At 68.7% G+C, this 17,581-nt stretch carries 19 protein-coding genes and 2 pseudogenes; 10 read left to right on the forward strand and 11 right to left on the reverse strand.

Features of this window, described 5'->3' with window-relative positions:
- Positions 1-460 precede the first annotated feature (460 nt).
- A complete protein-coding gene (locus tag ACFT9I_RS31475) occupies positions 461-985 on the forward strand; it encodes a discoidin domain-containing protein (protein ID WP_382569881.1) in 525 nt (174 codons plus the stop codon).
- A gap of 212 nt (positions 986-1,197) precedes the next feature.
- Here ACFT9I_RS31475 and ACFT9I_RS31480 read toward each other — a convergent pair whose 3' ends face one another.
- A complete protein-coding gene (locus tag ACFT9I_RS31480; RefSeq protein ID WP_382569883.1) occupies positions 1,198-1,806 on the reverse strand; it encodes a hypothetical protein in 609 nt (202 codons plus the stop codon).
- Positions 1,807-1,992: 186 nt separating this feature from the next.
- On the opposite strand from ACFT9I_RS31480, the gene ACFT9I_RS31485 reads away from it, so the two are divergent.
- Together ACFT9I_RS31485 and ACFT9I_RS31490 are read left to right on the forward strand one after the other, a co-directional pair.
- Positions 1,993-2,814: a phosphotransferase family protein gene (locus ACFT9I_RS31485; RefSeq protein ID WP_382569884.1), complete on the forward strand. Its 822-nt coding sequence runs from the start codon at positions 1,993-1,995 to the stop codon at positions 2,812-2,814.
- Positions 2,815-2,880: 66 nt separating this feature from the next.
- Positions 2,881-3,492: a DUF998 domain-containing protein gene (locus ACFT9I_RS31490; RefSeq protein ID WP_382569886.1), complete on the forward strand. Its 612-nt coding sequence runs from the start codon at positions 2,881-2,883 to the stop codon at positions 3,490-3,492.
- A 200-nt stretch (positions 3,493-3,692) separates the two neighbouring features.
- Here ACFT9I_RS31490 and ACFT9I_RS31495 read toward each other — a convergent pair whose 3' ends face one another.
- Positions 3,693-4,598 (reverse strand): trypsin-like serine peptidase, encoded by a 906-nt coding sequence (locus ACFT9I_RS31495; RefSeq protein WP_382569887.1) that lies wholly within the window; start codon positions 4,596-4,598, stop codon positions 3,693-3,695.
- Positions 4,599-4,798: 200 nt separating this feature from the next.
- Here ACFT9I_RS31495 and ACFT9I_RS31500 point away from each other — a divergent pair, with 200 nt between their 5' ends.
- Positions 4,799-5,152: a PadR family transcriptional regulator gene (locus ACFT9I_RS31500; RefSeq protein ID WP_382569889.1), complete on the forward strand. Its 354-nt coding sequence runs from the start codon at positions 4,799-4,801 to the stop codon at positions 5,150-5,152.
- Positions 5,149-5,817 carry an HAAS signaling domain-containing protein gene (locus ACFT9I_RS31505; protein WP_382569891.1) on the forward strand — a complete coding sequence of 223 codons (669 nt, stop codon included), beginning with the start codon at positions 5,149-5,151 and terminating at the stop codon, positions 5,815-5,817. The genes ACFT9I_RS31500 and ACFT9I_RS31505 overlap by 4 nt, the downstream gene beginning before the upstream one ends.
- 15 nt (positions 5,818-5,832) lie before the next feature.
- On the opposite strand, the gene ACFT9I_RS31510 is transcribed toward ACFT9I_RS31505, so the two are convergent.
- On the reverse strand, positions 5,833-6,738 hold the full coding sequence (locus tag ACFT9I_RS31510; protein ID WP_382569893.1) for an SDR family oxidoreductase: 906 nt from the start codon (positions 6,736-6,738) through the stop codon (positions 5,833-5,835).
- Between the two features lie 48 nt (positions 6,739-6,786).
- Here ACFT9I_RS31510 and ACFT9I_RS31515 point away from each other — a divergent pair, with 48 nt between their 5' ends.
- The gene (locus ACFT9I_RS31515) at positions 6,787-7,158 is read left to right on the forward strand and encodes a MerR family transcriptional regulator (RefSeq protein ID WP_382569895.1); all 372 of its coding nucleotides are present in this window, start codon (positions 6,787-6,789) and stop codon (positions 7,156-7,158) included.
- A gap of 37 nt (positions 7,159-7,195) precedes the next feature.
- On the opposite strand, the gene ACFT9I_RS31520 is transcribed toward ACFT9I_RS31515, so the two are convergent.
- Positions 7,196-7,936: a TetR/AcrR family transcriptional regulator gene (locus ACFT9I_RS31520; protein WP_382569897.1), complete on the reverse strand. Its 741-nt coding sequence runs from the start codon at positions 7,934-7,936 to the stop codon at positions 7,196-7,198.
- 136 nt (positions 7,937-8,072) lie between these two features.
- Between ACFT9I_RS31520 and ACFT9I_RS31525 the strand changes: the two genes are divergently transcribed.
- Positions 8,073-9,305 (forward strand): FAD-dependent monooxygenase, encoded by a 1,233-nt coding sequence (locus tag ACFT9I_RS31525; RefSeq protein ID WP_382569899.1) that lies wholly within the window; start codon positions 8,073-8,075, stop codon positions 9,303-9,305.
- A 41-nt stretch (positions 9,306-9,346) separates the two neighbouring features.
- Here ACFT9I_RS31525 and ACFT9I_RS31530 read toward each other — a convergent pair.
- From ACFT9I_RS31530 to ACFT9I_RS31555, 6 genes and pseudogenes are all read right to left on the reverse strand, one after another.
- Positions 9,347-9,487 (reverse strand): annotated as a pseudogene (locus ACFT9I_RS31530) (SAM-dependent methyltransferase); the annotation flags it as partial.
- Between the two features lie 46 nt (positions 9,488-9,533).
- On the reverse strand, positions 9,534-10,313 hold the full coding sequence (locus ACFT9I_RS31535) for an SDR family oxidoreductase (RefSeq protein WP_382569901.1): 780 nt from the start codon (positions 10,311-10,313) through the stop codon (positions 9,534-9,536).
- 487 nt (positions 10,314-10,800) lie between these two features.
- Entirely contained in the window at positions 10,801-11,421 is a 621-nt protein-coding gene (locus ACFT9I_RS31540; RefSeq protein WP_382569903.1) for a response regulator, read from the reverse strand.
- Positions 11,418-12,770 carry a sensor histidine kinase gene (locus tag ACFT9I_RS31545; protein WP_382569905.1) on the reverse strand — a complete coding sequence of 451 codons (1,353 nt, stop codon included), beginning with the start codon at positions 12,768-12,770 and terminating at the stop codon, positions 11,418-11,420. The genes ACFT9I_RS31540 and ACFT9I_RS31545 overlap by 4 nt, the downstream gene beginning before the upstream one ends.
- Positions 12,771-13,535 carry an ABC transporter permease gene (locus ACFT9I_RS31550; RefSeq protein ID WP_382569906.1) on the reverse strand — a complete coding sequence of 255 codons (765 nt, stop codon included), beginning with the start codon at positions 13,533-13,535 and terminating at the stop codon, positions 12,771-12,773. It lies immediately after the preceding gene.
- Between the two features lie 3 nt (positions 13,536-13,538).
- On the reverse strand, positions 13,539-14,471 hold the full coding sequence (locus tag ACFT9I_RS31555; protein ID WP_382569908.1) for an ABC transporter ATP-binding protein: 933 nt from the start codon (positions 14,469-14,471) through the stop codon (positions 13,539-13,541).
- A 229-nt stretch (positions 14,472-14,700) separates the two neighbouring features.
- On the opposite strand from ACFT9I_RS31555, the gene ACFT9I_RS31560 reads away from it, so the two are divergent.
- Both ACFT9I_RS31560 and ACFT9I_RS31565 read left to right on the forward strand, forming a co-directional pair.
- Positions 14,701-14,925, forward strand: coding sequence for a hypothetical protein (locus ACFT9I_RS31560; RefSeq protein ID WP_382569910.1), 225 nt, complete (start codon positions 14,701-14,703; stop codon positions 14,923-14,925).
- 500 nt (positions 14,926-15,425) lie between these two features.
- The gene (locus ACFT9I_RS31565; RefSeq protein ID WP_250966525.1) at positions 15,426-16,157 is read left to right on the forward strand and encodes a hypothetical protein; all 732 of its coding nucleotides are present in this window, start codon (positions 15,426-15,428) and stop codon (positions 16,155-16,157) included.
- Between the two features lie 414 nt (positions 16,158-16,571).
- Here the strand turns inward: ACFT9I_RS31565 and ACFT9I_RS31570 are convergent.
- Positions 16,572-16,963, reverse strand: a pseudogene (locus ACFT9I_RS31570) (helix-turn-helix domain-containing protein); the annotation flags it as partial.
- A gap of 90 nt (positions 16,964-17,053) precedes the next feature.
- Between ACFT9I_RS31570 and ACFT9I_RS31575 the strand changes: the two are divergent.
- Entirely contained in the window at positions 17,054-17,278 is a 225-nt protein-coding gene (locus tag ACFT9I_RS31575; RefSeq protein WP_382569912.1) for an MbtH family protein, read from the forward strand.
- The last annotated feature ends 303 nt before the right edge of the window (positions 17,279-17,581 follow it).

Genomic DNA, 17,581 nt, shown 5'->3' on the forward strand with positions numbered 1-17,581 from the left:
ACACCGACGTCCTCGACGTCGAGCTCGTCGAGCCGGACAACTTCGAGCCGTACGCCCGGGTGACCTTCGCCCGCGCCGTCGTCCGCCCCGACACCGACGGCCGGTTCTGGCGAATGCAGACCGGCGCCGAACCGCCGCCGCCCCGAGACGCCCCGGCGACAGCGAGGACCCCGCCCCGGGACCGGACGCGTGGCCGGACTCGGACGCGCGGGCGCGCGCCGCCGAGCCGCCCACGACGCCCGCCACCACCGGGCCGCCGATCGTCTGCCCCCACTGCCGCACGGAGAACACCCCGGACCGCACCCTCTGCTCCCGCTGCGCCCTCCTCCTGGACCCGGGCCCTCCCCCTGCGATCCGCCCGCCCTGGTGGCGCCGGATCCTCAGCCGCGAACCCCGGCAGTCACCCGTCGCGGGCACCCGGCCGCGACGCGGATGGAGGCCACGGGTCGGGCTGCCGATCGTGCTGATCCTGCTGGCGGTGGGAATCTGGTTCGCGCTCCCCCACATGTCCGGTCTCTTCGGCCTCGCGAAGGAGGAGACGGGGAAGCCCGAGTCGGTGCCGCCGACGGAATGCCGCGCGTCCAGCGCGCAGTCGGGCCATCCGGGCGGTGCGGCTGTCGATGGGTTCAACAACCGCTACTGGGCGCCCGAGGCGACCGGAGACGGCGTCGGGGAGTTCCTGGAGTGCGACTTCGCCGAGCCGGTGCGGGTGATGAAGCTGCTGGTGTTCTCGGGGACATCGGCCCGCAAGGACGAATTCCTCACCCAGGCCCGCCCGGCGCGCGTCACCGTGCAACTGACCTCGCAGGACGGCAAGTTGACCAGCCGGGCGATCCGGCTGCGGGACCAGGCTGGCGAGCAGACCTTCGACCTGCGCGGCTCGGACACCGTACGGGCCAAGCTCATCGTCAACTCGGCGTACGGCACGGGGAAGGACCGCCGGATCGCCCTGGCGGAGGTGGAGTTCTTCGGCCGCCGCCCGTAACGGGCGGCACAGACAACCGGGGGCCCGCCGGGCAGTCGTTTCCCGTACGTCACGGTGTGGATCACCGCGAGTATCTTCTTGCGCCCCACCAGGGTCAGCCATCGCCGTGACTCAGCCACGTTCGCCTCGACGGACCCTTGCGAGAACCTTGCACGGAGCTGCCGTGGCGGGGCCGGTTGGGGAGCGCCACTCGGAGGAGTGCTGGAGGGGTGCTACTTGATGGAGCCGGTCCAGTGCGGGTCCTCGGCCAGGATGTCGGCGTTCTCGTCCATGCGGGTCATGGTGAACACGATGTCGCGACCGTCGCTCTTGGCCAGCGCGTATTCGGCGGTGAACCTGCCGGTCTTCCCCGGGGCGAGGCGGCCGGCCATCATCCGGGATCCGTTCTCGGCGGAGATCGATTCCGTCGTACCGCCGGTGGAGGCACCCTGCGCGTCAAAGCCCCACGCGTCGAGGTCCATCGGCTTCTTGGCCCCGTTGGTGATGTCCCACGAGACGCGGAAGCCGGTCCGGTCGGCCTCGGGCTTGGTGTCGTACTCGCCGAAGTCGGACGCCCTCAGCTCGCTGACCTTCGTGACGGTGATCTTGACGCCGTCCTTGTAGCGAAAGCCGTCACCGACCGCGAGCTCGGTGTCCTCCGCCGGCTCCTCTTCCGCCGGTTCCTCTTCTGTGGCCGGGTCTTCGTCGGCCGGGGCCGCGTCGGCCTGCTCCCCGGTGGCGGCCCGTTCGGCGGTTCCTTGGTCGCTGTCGCCGCAGGCGGCGGTGAGCGGAAGGAGAGCGACGGCCGCCGCGGCGGCGAGAGCGGTTCGTAGGCGAATCATGTGATGTCCCCTCAGGCTGTGCGTATGTGCAGAAAGTGGGGGGTCGGCGAATCTATCGGCATACGTCGCACTACGAAAGGGAGTTGAGACTTCTGGCGTCGATCCGAGACGCGGTCGGCACACCTCGCCTGCCCGCGTGCCTGCCCGCCTGCCCGCCTGCCCGCCTGCCTGGCAGGATCGCGTCCCATGAGTTCTGTCCCGTGGAGCACACACGCTGTGGAGCTGGGAGCCGACGCCGTGACCAAGCGGTTCCGAGCCGAGAGCCGCGAGCAGTGTGAGCGGGAGTGGCGGGCGCTGACGCTGCTCGCGAGGTACGCGCCGGGGCTGGCGCCCGTCCCCCGCAGCGCGGACATCGCGGCCGCCGAGCCGGTCGTGGTGATGTCCCGGCTGCCGGGCGAACAACTGCGGGGAACGTCACTCACCGGTCAGCAACTCAAGCCTCTGGCAGCCGCGTTGAGTGAGCTGTACGCGGCTGTGCCCGCGGACGTACTGGCCGAGATCCCGGTCAGACCGGGCAGGCAGCAGCAGCTCATCGCCCACATCCACCGCTGGGTGCCGGCCGCTCGCCCGCGGGTCGGTGACGAGGTGGGCGGGGCGATGGACCGGGGGCTGGAGTGGCTGGCCCGCTCGGGCCTGGAGAGAGCCGCCACCCAGCCGGATGTCCCTCGGGTCTTCGGACCTGGTGACGGCAATCTCGCCAACTACCTGTGGGACGGCTCCCGCGTGCGGATCGTCGACTTCGAGGACTCCGGCCTCAGCGACCGCGCCTTCGAACTGGCGGAGATCACCGAGCACGTGGCCAGTTGGGTCGACCGGCCCCTCGATGTCGTGTCGTTCCTGGCCGAGTTCGACCTGACCGCCCAGGAACGCGTTCGCCTCCAGGACTGCCGCAGGCTCCTCGCGCTCGTATGGCTGTTCCTTCTGTCCTTCGACGACCCCGAGCGCCCCCGCAACCCGCCGGGAACAGCCGAACGGCAAGCCGTCCGGTTGAGCAGGCTACTCACGTGAGGCCGGACCGATGACCTCACGTCAACCCGCGTTGACAAGCTCGCAATGTCAACCTATGTTGACAGGATGGGCAATCAACCGCTGCTGGCCTGCGGGGTGGCCGCCGGCCCCCTCTTCACCGTGACGTATCTGCTGGCGGGCGCCACACGCGCGGGCTACTCGCCCCTCCGCCACCCCGTCAGTTCACTCGCGCTCGGCCCTGCGGGATGGGCACAGACGGCCGGCTTCCTCCTCGCGGGCCTGCTGTCGTCGGCCTTCGCCGTCGGATTGTGGAGAGAGGAGGACTCCCGCTGGGGCGCGCCGCTGATCGGGGTGTGGGCGATCGGCCTGCTGGGCGCGGGCCTCTTCAGGACGGACCCGGTACGCGGCTACCCGCCCGGCACCCCCGACCAACTCGAACGCCACACCCGCGCGGGGGCGCTGCACGACCTCCTCTCCTCCATCGGATTCCTCGCCCTCGCCGCGGCCTGTTTCGTACTCTCCCCGGCCGGCTCACCCGGCTGGGCCGTCTACTCGATCGCCTCCGGAGTGCTCTTCATCGCGACGATGGCCCTGTCGAGCACCGCGTTCACCAGCGGCGGGCGCATGTCCCCCTACGGCGGTCTGATCCAGCGCGTCTCGGTCACCATCGGCTGGACCTGGCTGCTGCTGCTGGCAGTTCAGGCACTACGCCCCTGAGGGCCGTCGTATCCGCCCGGACAGGGCCTAGGGGGTGTCTTGTCGATCAGGCCGGATCAGGGAGCGGGGTCTGGTGCGTGCGATCGCAAGGCGGAGGAGGGAGGCATGGCGGAGCCATGCCGACCGACGACAACGCGGCGAGCGTGCGTGCCAGGGACCGCGAGCCCGGCAAGATCGGCAAGACGCCCCCTAGGGGGTGTCTAGCCGTTCTGGGCGCGGTCGTACACCTTCTTGGCCGTGGCCCCCAGCAACTCGCCGTACATCTTCGTCGGGACCAGGGAGTCCAGCGCGGCGTTGACCGAGACCAGGGTGCCCTTGCCGGTGGTGGCGCTGAAGTCGGCCAGCCAGGGGCCGCCGCTGGAGCCGCCCGTCAGGTCGCAGGGGATGACCTGCGTGCCGTGCTCCTTCTTCGTCTTGCCGACGCAGCGCAGGAGTTCCTCGCCGAGCTGCGGGCTGGTGGCGGAGTAGCCCAGGGCGGAGACGGTGCCGCCGACGGGGCGGTTGAAGGCGATGGGCTGGCCGCCCACGACGTCGGTCAGCTTCTTGCCGCTCTTGTCGGTGTCGACGACCAGCGCGGCCATGTCGTTGGTGGAGTCGTTCACCCAGGCGCGCGGAGTCGCGGCGGTGCGGACCGCGAAGACGCCGTACGGCTTCTTGCCCTTGTTGTAGCCGGGGACGAACACCATCGTGGTGTTGGTGTTGCCGGGAGAGGAGCCCATCCGCACACAGTGGGCGGCGGTCATCACCGCGGAGCGGTTGGCGCTCTTCACGGCGGTGGCGCTGCACCAGGTGTCGGCGCCTTTCGCGTTGACGAAGAAGAGCCGACCCACGGTCTTCAGCGCGACACCCTTGTACGGCTTGGCCTTCGGTCCGCTCGGGCCGAGGTCCACGGACTTGCCCACGGCCTTGATGCGGGCGGTCGTCCAGTAGGCGAGGGCTTCCTTGCGCTCCTTGGCGGTGTACTTCAGGACCGAGACCGGGTCGGGAGCGGCTGCCGACGCCGACGCCGGGATCGGGGCGGCGAGGGCAAGGGCCGTACCGGCTGCGGCGAGTGCCATGGGCCGGCCACGAAGACGCCGGATCAAGGAAGTTGAAGTCTCGGACATGGCAGCTGTCTCCTCGGCTGACGCAGGCAACGGGCGGGGGCTGGCCGCCCTCCGCCCCGCAAGACAGGGGAACCCGCCTGTTCGGTTGGCGCTGTCGATGATCTGTGACACAAGTGCGTGATGGGGCGGGCTTTTCCGACCAGGCGCGGCACGGAGGCCCGGTCTGGCGGTAACGTCTCTCGGCAGGTACCTTGTGCTGCATGGTACTTGGTGGAGCACACTCCGGAGTGAGCCAACTCCGGCGTGGGGTCCTGCAGTTCTGCGTTCTGGCGCTTCTTCGCGACCACGAGAAGTACGCCTTCGAACTGGTACGGGAGTTGTGTGATGCCCATGGGCTCGCGACCAGCGAGGGCACCATCTACCCGCTGCTGTCACGGCTTCGGAAGGAGGGGTGGGTGAACACTGTCTGGAAAGAGTCCGACACCGGGCCACCGCGCCGGTACTACACGCTGACGGCCACGGGGCGGGCGGCGTTGACGGACTTCACGGGAGAGTGGGGCGCCTTCAAAACCACTGTCGACAGCCTTCTGGACAGCGAGAGGAAGCAGCAGTGACCTCAACAGGAGATCGGCTTGTCGAGGAGTACCTGGGTCGTCTCGACAATGCTTCCGTATTCCTCACGACCGAACGCCGCGCGGAGCTACGACAGGAGATCGTCGAGCACATAGACGCCGGTCTGGAAGAAGCAGACGTCGTACATGCCGACGCGGTCCGCGCCGTACTGAAGCGGCTGGGCCCGCCTGCGGACATCGTGGCCTCGGAGCTCGGCCCAAGGTCGGCAGGTTCCACCGGCTCCACGGGTGCCACGCCCGTCGTCACGCCGGTTTCCGCTCCCGTGCGCGGGGCGGCCGGCCACGACGGCGGTGGACACGCACCCCTGGCAGGCGCGAGCGGCGGCGGTCCCGCGCCTGTTCCGCCCGCGCGGCCGTGGAAAGTCTCACGCCTTCTGATCGGGTCGGTGGCGGTGGCAGCCGTTCTCGGTGTGCTGGTTCTCGGGGCGACGATCTCGTCCAGCGACGTGGATCAGCAACAGCGGAGCCCATCGATCACACCCTCACAAAGCGGCGTACCGGGGAGCGAGGTGTCAGATCCGCCTCCCGAGATCGGTCCCGACACCTCGCTCACGCCGTCGGAGCAAACCTCGGAGCAAACCTCGGAGGAGCCATTGGAGCAGCCCTCGGAACAGCTCTCAGAACAGCCCACCGAATCAACCACATGACGGGGACGCCGCCCCTCAGCTGAACTCGGCCACGTGGTCGACGGCCCACTTCGCGAACGTGCCCGCCGGTCGTCCGGTGAGGCGCTCGACGTGATCGGTGATGCGACGTGACTCCGGTCGGCACACCGAGGCAGCCAGCAGCGCCTCCACCAGTCGCTCGGGACGACCGTCCGCGAGCATGCGTGATCGCGCGAGATCGGCGGGCAGTGGCTCGAAGCTCAGACCGCGCCGGAGCGCGGCACCGAGTCGAGCGACCTGGTCGGCGCGGCCGAGCACTTCGGGTCCCGTCAACACGTATGGTTCGAGGCTCAGTTGGTCATGGTGCGACGCGAGCAGTACGGCTGCCGCTGCATCGGCGACGTCGCGTTCGTCGACGACGGCCGTGCGCGCGACGTTTGGGCCCGCGACCACGTCGCCCGCCCGCAACTGTGCCGCCCAGCCACGGGCGTTGGAGGCCAGTGTGTCGCTGCGCAGCACCACGGGGCGCAGCCCGGCGTCACGGAGCAGGGCTTCCATGTCGGCGTGCACCTGAACGATGGGATCACTCTGCCGGGCCGCTTCGTCGTCGATGGCTGTCGAGGACATGTAGACGACACGGGGCGCCGCCGCGACGAGTTCCGCGACCAGTCCGTGGGCAGCAGCGGCATCGAGCAGTGGCCAGATGAGAAAGACGGCGTCGACACCCACGAGCGCGGCACGGACGGCCGTACGGTCCGTGAGGTCGCCGATCACTGACACGACCGCCGACTCGACCGCCGAGCGCGAGCCGGGTAGATGGGGTAGGTGGCGCACAAGGCACCGTACGCGCGCTCCATGTGCCTGGAGGCGGTCGACGACCTCACGGCCGAGGTTGCCGGTCGCGCCGGTGACCAGGATCGATGGACTCCGATGAGTGCCCGTGGGGCGAGTGGTGTCAGGCATGATCGAGACGCTAGGGGTTCAGGTCGACATGAAGGCAAGGCGTGTGTGATGCGGACGATCGGAGCAGTTGCAGCAGAGCTGGGCGTCGAAGCTCACGTACTGCGGCACTGGGAGGATGTCGGCGCGCTCACCGTGCGCCGCGACAGCAACGGCTACCGCGTGTACGACGACAAGGCGCTGGAGCAGGCACGCACCGTCCTGAAGCTGCGGCACGTCGGGCTCTCGTTGCCGGAAGTCATCGCGGCCATGGCGCCGAAGAAGCGAGCCGCACAGGCAGTTGTGAGGGCGAAGATCGCCGCACTCGAAAGTGAGGTCGCCCGCAGACAGCAGGCAATCACCTTCTTGGAGCACACCGTCGAGTGCCGGCACCGCTATCTCGATGAATGTTCGGGCTGTGCTCACTTCGTCCGTGAACCCTGAGCACCCTCCCACCGGGAGGACATGATCCAGGCCGCGGTCAGCCCGCACGCCGGTGGTCGACACGCCGCTGGTCGATGAGTGCGGCCAACCCGTCCAGGATGCGCTGCAGGCCGAACTCCCACGCCTGATCCTGGCCGTCGGACTCGACCGCCGACGCGAAGGCCGCGGTGAGTGCGGGAAACGACTCACCGTGCGACCGCATCAAGTCGCCCAGGATGGCGCCCAGTTGTGCCTCCGGGTTGCCCGCGGGGCCGCCTGCCGCGTGGGCCTGCTGGGTGATGCCCCGTACGTGACCGACCAACAGGACAGCCGCGTCCATGCGTTCGGCACCGTTCAGCCCCGTGCCGTCCAGTGCGGAGACGGCACGCTCCAGCCAGGACAGTTCCCCCGGTCCCTGGACGCGCGGGCCGACCGTGGCGGCCAGCACCCAGGAGTGCTGGAGAAAGAGGGTGAGCAACTGGCGCGCCCATTCCTCCAGTTGCTCCCGCCAGCCGACGGGCCGCCCCTCCGCCGACGGCGGGCAGGGGCCGATCGCGGTCTCCACCATCAGCGCGACCAGCTCCGCCTTGCCGGGCACGTACCGGTACAGCGCCATCTTCGTCACGCCCAGCCGCGCGGCGACGCGCTGCATGGAGACCTCGCCCAGCCCCTCCGAGTCGGCGATCTCGATACCCGCCCGCGCGATGCGGTCCAGGTCGAGTGTCGGCCGGGGGCCCCGCGCGGGCTTGGGGTGTGGGCCCCACAGCAGCCGCACCAGTTCGGCGTGCTCGCCATCCATGTCCGTCGCTCCTCCTGCCTCGCGCCCCGCGCCCTGAACCTGCCCCCGGCCCCGGCCCCTTGCCGAGACAACTGCGTCTAAGGTACACAGTAATTAATAGTGTCCCAAGGACACAGTTTCTGAGTGGAGGAATGCCATGACCAAGAACGTCCTCATCTCCGGCGCGAGCATCGCCGGCCCAGCGCTGGCCTTCTGGCTGGGGCGCCTCGGCTTCAGGCCCACCGTCGTCGAACTGGCCCCCGCCCTGCGCCAGGGAGGCCAGGCCGTCGACTTCCGCGGCGAGACCCACCTGACCGTGCTGGAGCGCATGGGCCTGCTCCCCGCACTGCGCGACCTCCAGACCGGCGGCAGCCCGATGCGCTTCGTCGACGAACGCGGACGGACGCTGCTGCAGCTGCCGGCCGAGTTCGCCGGGGGCGAGATGGAGGTGTTGCGCGGCGACCTGGCCGCAGTGCTGTACGAGCACAGCCTCCCCCGTACCGAGTACGTCTTCGGCGACTCGATCACCAACCTGACCGAGACGCCCTCCGGCGTACGGGTCGACTTCCAACGCGGCGTCTCACGCGACTTCGACCTGGTCATCGGCGCGGACGGGCTGCACTCCAACGTCCGTCGTCTTGCCTTCGGCCCGGAGGAGGACTACGTGAGCCACCTCGGGTACTACGCCGCCACCTGGCGGCTGCCCAATGATCTGGGCCTGGCAAAGGGATCGGTCGGGTACAGGGGATCGGTCGGATACAACGTGCCGGGGCGCCTCGCCTCCGTCGGCGTCGACCACCGGGACCCGGCCCAGGCAGGGGCGTTCTTCGCCTTCGCCTCGCCGGAACTGTCCTACGACCGCCACGACCTCGACCAGCAGAAACGTCTGATCGACGACGCGTTCTCCGGGCTCGGCTGGGAGGTGCCCCGCCTGCTCGCCTCCCTGCGCCAGGCCCCCGACCTGTACTTCGACTCCATCAGCCGGGCGGACGTGCACACCTGGTCGACGGGGCGAGTCTGTCTCGTCGGTGACGCCGCCTGCGGGGCCACCATCGGCGGCATGGGCTCGGGGACCGCGGTGGTCGCCGCCTATGTGCTGGCCGGCGAACTCGCCCGAGCCCGGGGCGACCACCGGACGGCCTTCACGCGATACGAAAGCAGGCTCCGCAAGTACGCCAAGGGCTGCCAGGCGGGCGGCGACCGCACCGGGAAGTTCCTCGCCCCCGGCACCGCCACCGGCATACGCCTCCGCAACGCCCTGCTGTCGCGTCCCCTGTTCCTGAACGGAATGCTCAAGCTGGGAGAGAGAGTCAGCAGCACCGTGACCCTGCCCGACCATCCGGCCGCCCTCAGCACCTCGGCCGGTGACCCGGGCCACGTCGGCCGGTGACCCGCTTCGGTGAACGACCGGATCCGTCCGTCGCCGATCGGTCAAGGTTTACGTGCCACCGCGCCGTACATCGCAATGTCGCTGTCGAGGACATGCCGCTGCTCGGCGTCCGGCCGCCATTTGTGGACCTGGGTGACGCCCGGCTCGACCAGTTCCAGGCCGTCGAAGAAGGAGAGGGCCGTGGGGTGGTGATCACCTGAGGGCCGGCTCCGGCGGCGCGCGATGCGGCTACCAGTCGAGCGTCAGCGGGACGAAGGGAGCGTCCTCCGGTGCTGCCTTGCGGGCCTCCAGAGCGGTCCTGGCGGGCGCACCCACAGGGACGCGCAGCGGAGGGTCGGGCTGTTCGATGGTGTCGGCGACCGCGGCGGCCACCTCCTCGGGGGTGACGGGCTCGAAGATCGACGTGCCGCGCAGAGGGCCGAACTGCTTGAACAGCGGCGTGTAGGGGTCGTTCTCCGTGAAGAACGACTTGGCGCGCTCGGCTCCCCCGGAGGAGACAGTGCTCGGCTGGAGGATGCTCACCTTGACGCCGAAGTGGCCCGCCTCGACGGCCAGCGTCTCGGCGAACGCCTCCATCGCCCACTTGCTGGCGGCGTAGGGACCGATGATCGGCACGACGAGCCGGCCCTGGACGCTGGAGACAAAGACCAGTCGGCCCGCGCTTCGTTCGCGCATGGCGGGCAGCACACCCTGCACCACGCGCAGGGGGCCGAAGGTGTTGAGCTGGAAGAGGGCTTCGACCTCGGAGATGGGCACGCTCTCCAGGGGCGCGCGGATCGTCGCACCGGCGTTGCTGACGAGCACGTCGATCTCTCCCGCCTCCCGGACGGCCTCGTCGACACTCTTCTGATCGGTGACATCGAGGCGCAGACGCTGGTCGACGGGGAGATCGTCGAGGTCCTCGGGCCGACGAGCAGTGGCGACGACCCGGTGGCCACGCGCGGCAAGTTCGATCGCGATGGCCCTGCCGATGCCCCTGGAGGCGCCGGTGATCAGTACGGACGTCATGTCGGTCTCCTGTCTGGAGGGTGCGGCGGAGGGGCCGGCCCACATCATCGGCTTCGCCCCGCGTCCGTGGGGCGCGGGGCGATGAGAGCCGATGTCGCGGACGTGCCCGCCGTGTCCTCCTTATGACTCGTGTGTACGACGCCGAGGCCGGCCGCGCGACTCGGAGACCCGGCCGGAGGTTCCCGCTGGGTCCCACGCGCGGGCGATCGCCGTGAGCGGGAGGTGGGAAGTGCTGCGGCTGCCGATGGACCCGATGCCGGCCCGTGGCCCCTTGGCCCCCAGGGCGGAGCCGGGGACCGTACCGCAGAGGGCGGTGGCCTCCAGGCCGAGGTCGTCCAGGCGGGTGAAGGTGGTCAGGTCGGGGCAGGTCAGGTCAGGTCGGGGCAGGAGAAGGCCGCATTACCGCGACCTGGCGAACGTCGTCGTCCATTCCGATCGCGATGCCGCTCGCGACGGTCCTGCCGCGCGGTGGCCGGCAGCGGGGGCGTCACGTGAGCAGGCGGCGGCGGTAGCCCTCGGCCACCGCCGAGGCTCGATCACGAACGCCGAGCTTGTCGTAGATGTGCTGCAGATGGGTCTTGATGCTCGCTTCGCCGATGAACAACGCCGTAGCGGCCTCTCGATTCGAACTGCCGTTCGCGACCAGTTGCAGCACCTCCTTCTCTCGATCGGTCAGTGTGCCGGCGCCGGGCCTCCGAACCTGACCCATAAGGTGCTGCGTCACCGACGGCGCGAGGACCGACTCTCCACGCGCGGCCGCACGGACGGCTCGCGTCAGTTCGTCGGGCAGAGCATCCTTCAGGAGATATCCGATCGCACCCGCCTCGATCGCCGGCAGTACGTCGCTCTCGCTGTCGAAGGTGGTCAGGATCAGCACTCGGGTACTCGGGGCCCACGCGCGCAGGGCCGCGGTCGCGGCGACGCCGTCCATCCCGGGCATCCGAAGGTCCATGAGCACAACATCCGCCGCCAGCACCTTCGCACGCTCGATGCCCTCGGCGCCGTCCCCGGCCTCACCGACCACAACGATGTCCTCGGCGTCCGCAAAGGTGTCGCGAAGACCGCCCCTCACGATCGGATGGTCGTCGACAATCACCAGTCGAATCATCGGTCGGTCTCCCCCTTTGCTCTCGTGCCCCCGGGGGCGATCGCCGGAACGCGCGCACTGACGGATGTTCCTTCACCCGGTGCGCTCTGCACCTCGATGTGACCGCCGACCCCTCTGATGCGCTGGCGCATGCTCGTCAGGCCGAAGCCGGTGCCGACCCCTTTCGCGAACCCGCGTCCATCATCCCGCACGTCCAACAGCACCTCGGTGCCCGTGTACGACAGCGTGACACCGACGCGCGAGGCCTCCGCGTGCTTCGCCACGTTGGTCAGCGACTCCTGCGCGACCCGGAAGAGCGACACCTCGATCGCCGGGCTCAGTGGCTCTCGGGTGCCGGTGACCTCCAACTGCGCGCTGATCCCGTGGTCCTGCGACCATCGCTCGGTCAACGTGCGCAGCGCGTCGGGGAGGTGGGCCCGCCCGAGTTCCTGGGGAGCGAGCGCCCGCACGGACCGTCTGGCCTCGGTCAGACTGCTGCGCGCGAGCCGAAGTGCACGCGCGACGTGCTCTTCCGTCCCGCCCCGCACACTCGCGGAACGCTCCGCTGCCTGAAGCTGCGTGATGATGCCGGCGAGACCCTGGGCCAGCGTGTCGTGGATCTCGCCGGCCAATCGCTGCCGCTCGTCCTGCGCCCCGGATTCACGGGCCTGGGCGACCAGTTGCGCATGGAGCCCGGCGTTCTCGTGCAGTGCCACCTCAAGCCGCTCGACGAGTTCCTCCCGCTTGAGTTCCTCCGGTTCGCTGCGCGCCGTCAGCAGGATGCCCACCCCGATCGCCGCGGTCTGCACGGCGACGATCAGGATGAACTCCGCGAGCATGTCCGGGGTCGGATCGGCCCACACGCGCATCGCCGAGCCGTTGAGGGTCACGGAGGTGGCCAGGACTCCGAGCACCCCCAACGGCCACGGCCTGAGCAAGTACGCGTGGAAGAAGCCCGCGACGGTGAAGACGAGGAAGATATCGGAGTACGTCATGAGGGTGGCGCACAGCGCCAGCAGCCCGACGAAGAAGATGCCCGCCGACACGGGCCGGAGCGTCCTCCTCTTGATGGGCAGCGTGTGACCGAACAACACCCACGGCACCGGGACCGCGACCAGCCCGAGGACGGATGCGCCCTCGGGCCAGAAGCGTTCACCGGAGGCCGGAAGTACCCACGAGAAATAGATCGCTGTCGAGATCGTCAGCAGCAGCCACGGTGTGAACAGCTGCAGCAGGTCCCAGACCCGTAACTGCTCCTCTTTCCAGGCCAACCGGGAGCGATTCGCGATCTCCGCCTCTTCCGCGACGGTGGATTCGTACGTCCCGAAGCTCGGGCGCTCACCGGCCCCGGCATCCCGCATCATCGACATCTACTCCCAGCGGAAGAGCTTAGCGGCGAGCGCGCTCGCGATCACCGCGATACCCGCCATCACGGCAATCTGCAGCCAGAAGGGCTGCCCACCGGCGGTGGCGGTGATCTCGCCCGCCTCGGCGGACCACGCCGCGGTGAGAGCCTGCAGCCCGGGCGGTATGAACTCGCCGGCCTCGCGCAGCACGTCGGGCATGAGGACACGGGGCAGGAAGGCTCCGCCGAAGAACATCAGCGCAACGAACAGGAAGGTACCGATCTGGTTCGCGGCACTGCTCGTGCGGGCCACGGCCGCGGAGATCATGCCGAGCCCGAGCAGCGCCGCATAGCCGACAATGCAGGCGACGACGAACTCCAGGGGCCGCTCGGGCGGCGCGATGTCCAGCACCGCCCACGCGAGGAAGATCATGAGTGCCGCGGAGACGACCACGGAGGCGAACGCGACAATCATCTGCGCGAGCAGGACACTGCGCGGATGCGCAGGAGTGGTCGACAGCCTGCGCAGGATGCCGCGCTCTCGGTACGTCGCGATTACCGCCGGGACGTGCTGCACGGCGATCATCACCATCCCGAACACCAGTGCCGTCGGCGCCCAGATGTCGATGGACCGGAGCCCGCCGGTCTCCGGCGACAACTCTCTGAGCGCCGGGACGGCACCCAGCCCGAGCAGGAGTCCCGTCGGGAACAGCACACCGAAGACGACGGTGGCAGAGTCTCGAAGGAAGAGTTTTGTCTCGACCTTGACCATCTTCAGGAGTGCACGCATCAGTCAACCCTCTTCTCGGAGGGTTGACGGGGACTTCGGGGCGCGTCCCGTAAAGGCCACGAACGCGTCGTCGAGGTTGCGCTGGTCGACGCGGAGATCCTCCGCCACGACCTGCGCCCTGGCGAGAGCCCCTGCGACGCTGCTCAGAAGCTGTCCCCTGCCGGTGACCAGCCAGCGGCCCCCGGTGATCTCGACATCGGTCACGTCGGGAAGCCCGGTCAGGACACTCCTGTCCAGCGGTTGACTCACGCGGAACCGGACCTGCCGCACCGCGCTCGACTGCGCGATCAGCCCTGCGGGCGTATCCACTGCGGCAACCCGGCCACCATCGATGACGGCGATCCGGTCGCCGAGGCGCTCCGCTTCATCCATGAAGTGCGTGACAAGGAGGATCGTGACGCCCGAGTCACGAACCCGCTCAATGAGGCTCCAGGTGTCGCGCCTCGCCTGCGGGTCCAGTCCCGTCGTGAGCTCGTCGAGAATCGCGACCTTCGGATTGCCGACCAGAGCGAGCGCGATCGAAAGCCGCTGCTTCTGCCCGCCCGAGAGAGCCTTGTACTGCGTGCTGCGCTTCTCGGTGAGACCAAGGAGCTCCATGAGCTCGCGCCAGTCGGCGGGGTTCCGGTAGAAGGAGCCGTAGAGTTCGAGGGCTTCGGCGACCTTGATCGCGTCTGGGAAGCTGCTCTCCTGCAGCTGCACGCCGAGCCGCTCACGCACCTCCGCCCGGTCCTTGACCGGGTCGAGTCCCAGCACAGAGATCGAGCCCGAATCGGGCGTTCGCAGGCCGGCGATGCTCTCGACGGTTGTCGTCTTGCCGGCGCCGTTGGGCCCGATGATGCCGAAGATCTCCCCCTCTTCAACGGCGAAAGAGACGTCATCGACGGCAACGTGCCGCCCGTAGCGCTTGTGCAGATTCCGTACTTCCAATGCGGTCATACCGCGAAGTTACGGACGCACCGCACCCCGCCACATCGACCGTGGCGTCTGAGCTTGGGTTGATTCGCGCCTCCACCGTTCGGTGGATCTGCGGCACCTCGCGGGGCGCCCGAAGCCCTGTTGGCTGCTCCATCAGCTGGCCGGTGACCCCCAGGCCGAGGTCGTCCAGGCGGGTCAATGTGCGCCATCGAAGCTTGACCGGAGCGAACCGGCTCCAGGCACGCTTCTGTTGAGCCTCTTCAATACTGTCCAGGACCAGGAAGACCAACTCTCCGCGGAGTCGTTCAGCTTCGGCCAACTGGTCATGAAGGGCGTTGATGACGTCGATTGGAGCCCCGTCGGCCTGGGTTTCGGCCACACGGCGAATCTCAGCGCCGAAGCGCCGCAGCATTCCCGCAGTTCGGCGAGGGACGCCGACATGGCGGGTACGAACTCGCCGATCTCGACTTCCTGACCCGCTGCCAGCGCGTTGACGGCTTCTCGCGGGAGACTGAGCTGGGCGCTGACGCCCCTGTCCCCCCGGCCCTAGAACCTGTCCGGTCGATCTTGGACGTGAGCGGTCAGGCATCAGGATGAAGGCGGGTGCGTCGTCTTCGCGATCTCGCCTCGCCTGTCTGCCGCACTTGCCGACGCCGAGCCCTCCAAGTTGCGCGACGTCGCGACTTCGTGGGCCGCGCAGCGCGCGGAGGACGGCGAGGCCATCGACACGGAGGTTGCTGACGTGATCCTGGGTGATCTGGCCGCTCTCGTCGGCAGCGCCCGGCGCCAGGGCCAAAGCGTCTACTGTCGGGTCGCGTAGGGTGCTGCGCTTCTTGTCGGTGTCCTCGTCAAAGCCGGGTGGCCGTCCTTGGCCCGGTCCGGGCTCACACTCGCCGCACCGCCCTCTCGGCCGGAAGGGACGGGGCAGGCGTTTAATCGGATGTGTGTGCGGCGCGGGGTTGTTAGGTTCGCCGTGTGCCGAAGTTGAATCAGATCATCGCAGTCGAAAAGGGCGTCAAGTCCAAGGCCCTCCAGGAGCTCACCCAGGCTCACCAGGACGTGCAGAAGCCCGCCCTGCTGGCCGGCATCTCCCGGACCTACCAGCCCAAGGACGAGGAGGGCGAGCAACTGCCGCCCGAGTCCACGCGGGTGCAGATCAAGGCCGAGGACGCTCTGCGGGCGACCGCCGGGACGCTGACGCGGCTCTTCGACGTGACCGCGACGAAGGACTGGGCGAACCGGTCCGCGGTCGCGGACGTGGTGGTCGACGGTACGGTGCTGTTGCCCCAGGTGCCCGTCCCGTACCTGTTGTTCCTGGAGAAGCAACTCACCGACCTGCACACCTTCGTGCGCAAGCTGCCGGTGCTCGACGCCTCCGAGTCGTGGAACCTGGACCCCTCGACGGACTCGTGGAAGACGGACCCGGTGCGGACCATCCGCACGAAGAAGGTTCCGCGCAATCACGTGAAGGCCGAGGCCACGGAGAAGCACCCGGCGCAGGTCGAGGTGTACTACGAGGACGTCCCGGTCGGTTACTGGACCACGGTGAAGTTCTCCGGCGCGCTGCCCGCCCGGCGGGTCAACGAGCTCCTTGACCGCGTCGAGAAGCTCCAGCAGTCCGTCAAGTTCGCCCGCGAGGAGGCGAACAGCACCGAGGTCACCGACCAGCGGGTCGGCGACGCGGTATTCGGCTACCTCTTCCGGTAGCCCCCACATACGCCCTCCGTCGCGAGCGGAGGGTGCGCGATGAGCGCAAGCTGAAACTGATGTTGAAGCTGATGAAGGGGTGTCAGTTGGGGGTTCGAATCCCTCTCCCCGCACCACGTGCGGGGGTGGCCCAAGCCTGGCAGAGGCGGCCCCGTGAAACTCAGATTCTCGCTCCAGTCTCAGTATTCGCCGCCGAACACCGGATCGACCGAGCGTGGGCGAACATCGACGGATGGGGGTTCAAGTCCCCCCGGCGCCTCTCTCGTGGCGCTGTAGTTCAAAGGCAGAACACGTCGATCTCAACATGACCCGCGGTTCTTAAACGCCGCCGGTGTGCGCAAATGGGTGGCAAGCTGGAGCCCGGGAGCTGGACATGCTCCCGGGCTCCGTCACGTTCCGGCCCGCGGCTTGTGCTGTCCGGGCGGCCCAGGTGTGGATTCCCACGGCTCCGAACTCGTCGAACGCGAAGGTGTGGTCCGGCCGCTCGTTGATCGCGTACTCGATCCGGGCCGGCTTGGCGTCGAAGTCCGCCTCCGGGGAATCCTTCCAGGTCTTCGTGTGCTGGAAGGAGATCCCGCGGCGGGCGAGTAAGCACCGCAGGGCCTCCCGTCCGATGACGTCCGGACGACGAAGTCCTCGTCGTCACGATCGAAAAGGCGGCGACGGCCTCCCGCCCAGCGAGAGTTCAGGGATGCGAGCCCGATCTCGTTGACCTTGTGGATCACGTCGCGGACGGTGTCCTCGTCAACCTGGACCAGGCGGGCTATGACGGGGACCGTGCTTCCGCCGGCCGAGGCCAAGAGCATCGTCGCCCGCCGAAGCCAGTGCTGCGTGACGGAACGTCGTCTTCCTCGTTCAACGGTTTCCAACCGACCAGCGACCAAAGGTGAACCGACATGAGCTGGAACGAAGAAGAGGACAACCGCACCTACCAGGTGCTCGTCAACCACGAGGAGCAGTACAGCCTCTGGCCGGCAGAGCAGGAAATCCCGGCCGGATGGCGCACGGAAGGCAAGACCGGTTCCAAGGCCGACTGCCTGGCGCACATCAATGAGGTGTGGACGGACATGCGGCCCTTGAGCCTTCGCAAGAAGATGGAAGAGGCAGCCGAGCAGAGCTAGGACTCCGCGTGCGCCGATAGGCGCTCACCCCCAAGGACTTGTGGTCGGGTAGCCGGATCGCGGGGCCCGTTCACGGCAACGTGATCCGGCTACCCGACCTCAGAACTGAGACTGAGCGGCTGAGTTGGCCCGGCTTCCGGTCAGGGGCTGAGCCCACGTACTTGAGGCGCGCTTGGCGCGGCGGGTAACAGGGCGGTGGCAAAGGCGGTTTCGTCCCCGGAAGAGTGATGCCGCCTGATTCAGGAGATCTTCGGGTGCCGGCGTCGGGACGATGGCCGTGGTCGGCATGACCAGCCGCGAGAC

It is taken from the genome of Streptomyces sp. NPDC057137 (assembly GCF_042670825.1).
Taxonomy (GTDB): domain Bacteria; phylum Actinomycetota; class Actinomycetes; order Streptomycetales; family Streptomycetaceae; genus Streptomyces.

Coding starts and splice junctions, on each gene's coding strand:
- ACFT9I_RS31480 (WP_382569883.1), bottom strand. CDS start 1,806: ATGATTCGCCTACGAACCGCTCTCGCCGCCGCGGCGGCCGTCGCTCTC.
- ACFT9I_RS31485 (WP_382569884.1), top strand. CDS start 1,993: ATGAGTTCTGTCCCGTGGAGCACACACGCTGTGGAGCTGGGAGCCGAC.
- ACFT9I_RS31490 (WP_382569886.1), top strand. CDS start 2,881: ATGGGCAATCAACCGCTGCTGGCCTGCGGGGTGGCCGCCGGCCCCCTC.
- ACFT9I_RS31495 (WP_382569887.1), bottom strand. CDS start 4,598: ATGTCCGAGACTTCAACTTCCTTGATCCGGCGTCTTCGTGGCCGGCCC.
- ACFT9I_RS31500 (WP_382569889.1), top strand. CDS start 4,799: ATGGTACTTGGTGGAGCACACTCCGGAGTGAGCCAACTCCGGCGTGGG.
- ACFT9I_RS31510 (WP_382569893.1), bottom strand. CDS start 6,738: ATGCCTGACACCACTCGCCCCACGGGCACTCATCGGAGTCCATCGATC.
- ACFT9I_RS31515 (WP_382569895.1), top strand. CDS start 6,787: ATGCGGACGATCGGAGCAGTTGCAGCAGAGCTGGGCGTCGAAGCTCAC.
- ACFT9I_RS31520 (WP_382569897.1), bottom strand. CDS start 7,936: ATGGATGGCGAGCACGCCGAACTGGTGCGGCTGCTGTGGGGCCCACAC.
- ACFT9I_RS31525 (WP_382569899.1), top strand. CDS start 8,073: ATGACCAAGAACGTCCTCATCTCCGGCGCGAGCATCGCCGGCCCAGCG.
- ACFT9I_RS31535 (WP_382569901.1), bottom strand. CDS start 10,313: ATGACGTCCGTACTGATCACCGGCGCCTCCAGGGGCATCGGCAGGGCC.
- ACFT9I_RS31540 (WP_382569903.1), bottom strand. CDS start 11,421: ATGATTCGACTGGTGATTGTCGACGACCATCCGATCGTGAGGGGCGGT.
- ACFT9I_RS31545 (WP_382569905.1), bottom strand. CDS start 12,770: ATGTCGATGATGCGGGATGCCGGGGCCGGTGAGCGCCCGAGCTTCGGG.
- ACFT9I_RS31550 (WP_382569906.1), bottom strand. CDS start 13,535: ATGCGTGCACTCCTGAAGATGGTCAAGGTCGAGACAAAACTCTTCCTT.
- ACFT9I_RS31555 (WP_382569908.1), bottom strand. CDS start 14,471: ATGACCGCATTGGAAGTACGGAATCTGCACAAGCGCTACGGGCGGCAC.
- ACFT9I_RS31575 (WP_382569912.1), top strand. CDS start 17,054: ATGAGCTGGAACGAAGAAGAGGACAACCGCACCTACCAGGTGCTCGTC.